This window comes from Haloferula sp. (assembly GCF_049672945.1).
Taxonomy (GTDB): Bacteria; Verrucomicrobiota; Verrucomicrobiia; order Verrucomicrobiales; family Akkermansiaceae; genus Haloferula.
Map to the genome: position 1 here is coordinate 1 of NZ_JBATWY010000184.1, position 6,674 is coordinate 6,674.

Consider the following 6,674-nt stretch of genomic DNA (forward strand, 5'->3'; position numbering starts at 1 on the left):
TCAAGCCTTCGCCTTCTTCTCCATCCGCTTGCGGACGTTCGGATCGAGGATGCGCTTGCGCAGGCGGATGTTGTTCGGAGTCGCTTCCACCAGCTCATCCTGCTCGATGTATTCGATGGCGCGCTCAAGCGAGAAATCGACAGGCGGCGCGAGCTTGGAAGTCTTGTCTTTTCCAGCCGAACGCATGTTGTCGAGATGCTTCTCCTTCACGGGATTGACCGGAAGGTCATTCGCACGTGGGTTTTCACCAACGAGCATGCCCACGTAAATCTTGTCGCCCGCTCCGACGAAGAGCTTGCCGCGAGCCTCGAGCAACTGTAGCGAGTAGGTCGTCGCCGTGCCGGTATCCATGGAAACAAGCGTTCCGGTAATCCGCGTGACGATCTCACCGGCATGCGGACCATACTCAGAGAAGAGGTGGCTCATGATCCCGTGACCGGAAGTCAGGTTCACCAGTTCGGTCTCGAAGCCGATCAGGCCACGAGTCGGAATGCGTGCCTGAATCAGACTGCGCCCACTGGCTTCCACATCCATGTGTTCAAGAATGCCCTTCCGAGCTGCGAGAGCCTTGAGGATTCCCTGGGTGTATTCGTCCGGAGCTTCGACGTAGAGGGTTTCGAACGGCTCTAGAAGCTGACCTGCCTCATCGCGGCGGTAGATCACCGTCGGCCGGGAAACCAGCAACTCGTAACCTTCACGGCGCATCGTTTCCACCAGCACCGCGATCTGCATGGCGCCACGCGCGGAAACGGTGAAGACACCGGAAGTATCCGTGTCTTCCACTTCAATCGAGATATTCGTTTTGGTCTCCTTCATCAGGCGATCGCGGATCGCGCGCGAAGTCACGTGCTTGCCATCCTTACCGGCGAAGGGACCATCATTGATCGAAAACTGCATCTGCACGGTCGGCGGATCGATGGCGACGAAGGGAAGTTGTTCGGCATCCTCGCTGGCCGCGAGCGTGTCTCCGATATCAATATCTTCAATGCCGGCAGCCACTCCGACGATGCCACCCGCACCACAGCCTTCGGAGTCGGCGGTTTCCAGACCGGAGTAGGTAAAGGTCTTGCCGACCTTCGAGCGGACCCTCGTGCCATCCTTGCGAAGCAACCAAATGTTGTCGCCCTTTTTCACCGAACCACCAAGCACCTTGCCGATCGCCACACGACCGACGTAGTCATCCCACTCGATGTTGGAAACGAGCATCGAGAACGGCGCATCTTCCTTGGCGTCCGGTTCCGGGATGTATTCGATGATCTTGTTGATCAGCGGCACGCAGTCCTTCCGCTCACCGTCGGGCGTATCCATGAAGTAGCCGTCACGAGCCGAACCGTAGAGGAACGGAGCTTCGAACTGATCTTCGCTGGCATCGAGATCAAGGAAGAGTTCAAGCACCTGATCGTGGACCTTTTCAGGAGTGGAAAGCGGGCGGTCCACCTTGTTCACCACCACAATCGGCTTCAGACCCTCCTGCAGCGCCTTGCGCAAGACGAAACGGGTCTGAGCCTGTGGTCCACCCGTTGCATCAACCACAAGGAGCACCCCGTCGACCATCTTCATCACCCGCTCCACCTCGGCGCCGAAGTCGGCGTGACCCGGGGTATCCACGATGTTGATCGTGTAGCCTTCCCACAAAATCGCGGTGTTCTTGGCCTTGATGGTGATGCCCTTTTCCTTCTCCAGATCCATCGAGTCCATCGCCCGCTCCTGCGTGGCCTGGTTCTCACGATAGGTGCCCCCGGCTTGAAGAAGCTGATCCACGAGGGTGGTCTTCCCGTGGTCAACGTGAGCAATAATGGCGAGATTTCGGACTTTCAGAGACATGGCGATATGGCCCGGATCGGACGGGCGCGCGGGCTATGCCTCCATTTCCCGCCCATGGCAATAGCGGAGTGGCGCTTTGGGAGCAGCATAACTGGGCAAGGCCGCTTTCAGGCCCCCATCCAATGTTCCAAGCTCAGATCCTCCTCAATTTCCTTCCCATCAAGCAGCCACTCCACCAGCCGTCTCGCCACGCCCGGCGCATAAAGTGAGCCTTTCGAGCCCAATCCATTCAATCCCACGCTTCCATCCGCCAGTCGCCCGATAAGCGGCATGCTGCGCCTGACAATCGGCCGGATGCCCGCTTCGTGAGCCACGACTTCGAACTCCGTGATCCCCAAACGGCTCAAAATCTCCTCGACCCGGATTCGCCCGGCCCTCGTCGGCTCGCCATTCAGCTGCTCCCATTCGTAGGTCGAGCCCGCCCGAAACAGCCCGTCCCCGATCGGCACCAGCCAGCCGCCGCCACCAATCAGAATCCGGCCCGGATCCGCCCCCGGAGCCCTCAAGGTCAGAATCTCTCCCTTGGCACATCGATGCTCACCCATGGCTCCCTTCATCAGGCCGAAAGCCCCCTCGCACCGAACAAGCTCACTCAGTCCGAGGCTTGGTTTCGGAGTTGATTTCCCGACTTCCTCAACGAGGGAGCGGCGGGATACCTCACAAAACCCCTTCACATCCACTCTTCCGCCACCCCTCAAAGTCACCGCTGCCCTCCAGCCATCAATCTCTTCTTCAAGCTTCTCGACCCACGGCTCAACCTCCGGAAGCTCGAGCTTCTTCGACACTTTGCGCCAATCCTTGTCCCCCACCAAACGCACCACAGGCATCGGAAACCACAATCGCCTGCCAGTCAGCTCGCCAACCCGTTCGAAAAAATCAACCGCCTCCAAGTGAAAATCGCCAATCCTCCAGCTGGGTTCAAAATTCTTCCCGGTCACCGGATTCATCAGCCCTGCTGCCACCCCTGACGCCGCACCCTTTTGAAAATCCTCAAGCGCACGGAACCCCACGCCGCGCCAATGCAAATGCCAGCCCACACAGCAGCCCGCCAAGCCCATCCCCGAAATCTCGAATCGCTCTATTTCGGACATCCGCGCCCTTCTACACCTCGAAGCCTACTATGCCGACATGTTTTCTTTCATGTTAAAATACGTGCCAATAATTCACTTCAGAGAAATTATTATTTGGCGTTTCGGCACTTCCGCGATAGCCTTCCGCAACGTTTCAACCGATGTCTGATCCCTCATTCATGGACTTCTCCGTCCTCCGTGATGTCCGCAAGCAAGCGGGCATGACCCTTGATGAACTCGCCAAACGATCTCATCTCTCCATCGCCAGCCTCTCGAAGCTGGAACGGAACCAATCCATGGTCAGTGTCGACACCTTGTTCCGCATCGCCAAGGTCTTCGGTCTCTCCGCCTCCGATCTCCTCTCTCTCGCGGAATCCCGAACCGCCCACATCAAGAAAATCCATTGCTACCAATCCGGACCCTTTGATTTTGAGAAACTCTCCTGGCAGGGCGTCGATTTGTTCCATGCCTCCGCCAGCACTGGCACCTCGCTCCAGCACCCGGAAGCTCACGGCGACGAACACGAAATCTGCTGGGTTCGCCAAGGGAAAATCCACATCGCCTTCTCTCACGAGGAGCACACCTTGGGCCCAGGTGAAGCCATCAAGTTCGACGCCGTCCTCCCCCACACCTACGAAATCCTCGAGGACGCCGAACTCATCATCGCCCATCTAACAAAGACTCACCGCTTCTAAATAGGGTGAAGGACTTTCCAAGTCCTTCATTCCAAACCCGTGCGAAGCACGCACTTTTCCTTAACCATGATCGACCTCAGCTCCGTACCCACTCTCGAATCCCTCTCACCCAAACTCGACCAGTTCTTCAGCCTCGCCAAACAGAAGGTCGAATCCATCGATCGCGAATACGACGATGCCAAAGGCTCCCCCGTCTTCACCGTCGGCGGCAAGTACACCACCCGCGGTTGGACGGAGTGGACCGAAGGCTTCCGCTACGGCATCTCGATTCTTCACTTCGATGCCACCGGCGACGAAAGCTCCCTCAAATCCGGCCGCGATCGCACCGTCGCCGCGATGGCCAGCCACGTCTCGCACATCGGCGTCCACGACCACGGATTCAACAACCTCTCCACCTACGGCAATCTTCGTAGACTGATGCTCGAAGGCCGCATCCCCGATAACGAATGGGAGCGGAACTTCTACGAACTCGCCATCAAGGTCAGCGGCGCCGTCCAGGCCGCACGCTGGACCGAACGCCAGGGCGGCGGCTTCATCCACTCCTTCAACGGACCCCACTCACTCTTCGTCGACACCATCCGCTCCTGCCGCATCCTGATGCAGGCCCACCTCCTTGGCCACACCCTCATGGGTGAAGGAGACAAGGCGATTTCCCTGCTCGAGCGCGCCCTGCTCCACATCGAGTCAACGGCTGCCTACTCCGTCTTCTACGGTGAAGGACGCGACATCTGGGACGTCGCCGGCCGCACCACCCACGAAGCCATCTTCAACACCAAGGACGGCGCCTACCGTTGCCCGAATTCCCAGCAGGGCTACACCGGCTTCTCGACCTGGACCCGCGGCCAGGCCTGGGCCGCCGTTGGCTTCCCCGAAGAACTCGAACTCCTCGCCACCATGCCGGACGCCGCCTTCGAACCCTTCGGAGGAAAGGCCAAATGGGAGGCTCTCATGCTGCGTGCCGCGACCGCCATCGCTGACAACTTCATCGCAAACACCCCGACCGATGGCATCAGCTACTGGGACCAGGGCGGTCCGAACATGCACAAGCTCGGCGACTACCTCAACAAGCCCGCCGATCCCTACAACGAGTTCGAACCCGTCGACTCGACCGCATCCGCCATCACCTGCCAGGGCCTCTTCCGTCTCGCCCGCTACCTTAGGCAGGGGAGCGAGGGCGTCTCGCCCTCATCCAACAACGCGAGCGAAGCGAGCACACTTGCCGACCGCTACGAAAAAGCCGCCCTCGTCACCGCGAACAGCCTTTTCTCGGAACCCTACATCAGCACCGACGAAAACCATCAGGGCCTCCTGCTTCACAGCATCTATCACCATCCGAACGGCTGGGACAACCGCCCCGACCCAAGCAAGGCTCCCTACGGCGAATCCAGTATGTGGGGCGACTACCACGCCATGGAGCTGGCCGTCTACCTCCAGCGCCTCATCAACGGCGGCCCTTACCTTCAGTTTTTCAAGTGATGAACCGCCTTGCCATCCACACCATCACCACCAAGGCCTGGGATCTCCCCACCGCCGCCGCGAAATACTCCGCCGCCGGAGTTCACGGCATGGGCGTCTGGCGACAGTGGCTTGAAGGACGCCCCCTCGAGGAGTCCCGCCGCATCCTCGACGACCAGGGCATCACCGCCGTCTCGCTCGTCCGCGGCGGCTTCTTCCCGCACCTCACTCCTGAGGAGAAGCAGCAGTCCATCGACGACAATCTCCGCGCCCTCGACGAGGCCGCCATCATGGGAGCCTCCCAAGTCGTCCTCGTCTGCGGAGCCAAGCCTGAACTCTCACTCCCCGAAGCGCGCAAGCACATCACCGAAGGCATCGCGGCCTGCATTCCTCACGCCGAAAAACTCGGTGTCAAACTCGCCATCGAACCCCTTCACCCGATGTATGCCGACTGCCGCAGCGCCGTGAACACCATCGGCCAGAGCACTGACATCATCGATCAACTCGGCTCCGACATCGTCGGCATCGCCGCCGACGTCTATCACATCTGGTGGGATCCGAATCTCGAACAGGAGATCGAGCGCGCCGGAAACAAGATCTGCGGCTTCCACGTCTGCGACTGGCTCACCCCGACCAACGACTTCCTCAACGACCGCGGTCTGATGGGCGAAGGCTGCATCGACATCAAAGGCATTCGCCAACAAGTCGAAGCCACCGGCTTCAACGACTGGATCGAAGTCGAAATCTTCTCCGACCGCTGGTGGTCCCAAGACCCCGACGATTACCTCGCCAAAATCATCCAAGCCTACAAAAACCACGTTTGATTTTTTCACCGCCAAGACGCAAAGGACGCAAAGGGAAGATCATCAAATCCCTTTCTGATCTCTGTCTTTCAATATCAAATCCATCCTATCCATCCTGGTCCTGAATTTTAATATACTCAGCCTTGGCGAACTTTGCGTCTTGGCGTTTCAATTTCTTCTAAATCATGAAAACACATCGCATCGGCATCATCATGAACGGTGTCACCGGACGCATGGGCACCAACCAGCATCTGCTGCGCTCCATCGACGCCATCATCAAACAAGGTGGTGTCAAGGTCTCGCCCACCGAGACGATCATGCCCGACCCCATCCTGGTCGGGCGCAATGAAACCAAGCTCAAGGCCCTCATCGACCAGACCAGCGTCGAGAAATACACCACCGACCTCGATTCGGTGATGAAGGACCCGGCTTACGAGATCTACTTCGACGCCCAGTCCACTCTCCGCCGCTTCGAAGCCGTCAAACAAGCTGCCGCCGCGGGCAAGCACGTCTACTGCGAGAAACCGACCGCGATCAAAACCGAGGACGCCTACAAGCTCTACGAGATCTGCCGTGATGCCGGAGTAAAGAACGGCGTCGTCCAGGACAAGCTCTGGCTCCCAGGCCTCGTCAAATTCATGCGCCTCAAGGAAAACGGCTTCTTCGGCGACATCATGTCCGTCCGCGGCGAGTTCGGTTACTGGGTTTTCGAAGGCCACACCGTCCCTCCCCAGCGTCCGTCCTGGAACTATCGCAAGGAAGACGGTGGCGGCATGATCATCGACATGCTCTGCCACTGGCGCTACGTCATCGACAATCTCTTCGGC

General features: G+C 58.9%; 6 protein-coding genes. 4 read left to right on the plus strand and 2 right to left on the minus strand.

What is annotated here, in order from left to right; translation table 11 throughout:
* Both typA and WBG04_RS16895 read right to left on the minus strand, forming a co-directional pair.
* Positions 1–1,824, minus strand: coding sequence for a translational GTPase TypA (gene typA, locus WBG04_RS16890; protein WP_424315825.1), 1,824 nt, complete (start codon positions 1,822–1,824; stop codon positions 1–3).
* A 107-nt stretch (positions 1,825–1,931) separates the two neighbouring features.
* Positions 1,932–2,915, minus strand: a complete 984-nt coding sequence (locus WBG04_RS16895) for an NAD(P)/FAD-dependent oxidoreductase (protein WP_424315827.1) — start codon at positions 2,913–2,915, stop codon at positions 1,932–1,934.
* 140 nt (positions 2,916–3,055) lie between these two features.
* Between WBG04_RS16895 and WBG04_RS16900 the strand changes: the two genes are divergently transcribed.
* The 4 genes from WBG04_RS16900 to WBG04_RS16915 form a co-directional block, all read left to right on the plus strand.
* Complete coding sequence (locus WBG04_RS16900; protein WP_424315829.1) at positions 3,056–3,589, plus strand: helix-turn-helix domain-containing protein; 534 nt, start codon at positions 3,056–3,058, stop codon at positions 3,587–3,589.
* Positions 3,590–3,655: 66 nt separating this feature from the next.
* Positions 3,656–5,065 carry a glycosyl hydrolase gene (locus WBG04_RS16905; protein WP_424315831.1) on the plus strand — a complete coding sequence of 470 codons (1,410 nt, stop codon included), beginning with the start codon at positions 3,656–3,658 and terminating at the stop codon, positions 5,063–5,065.
* The gene (locus WBG04_RS16910) at positions 5,065–5,868 is read left to right on the plus strand and encodes a sugar phosphate isomerase/epimerase family protein (protein ID WP_424315833.1); all 804 of its coding nucleotides are present in this window, start codon (positions 5,065–5,067) and stop codon (positions 5,866–5,868) included. Before WBG04_RS16905 ends, WBG04_RS16910 begins: the two co-directional genes overlap by 1 nt.
* 164 nt (positions 5,869–6,032) lie before the next feature.
* Positions 6,033–6,674 (plus strand): Gfo/Idh/MocA family protein (locus WBG04_RS16915; RefSeq protein WP_424315835.1); only part of this gene is annotated, 642 nt, incomplete at its 3' end.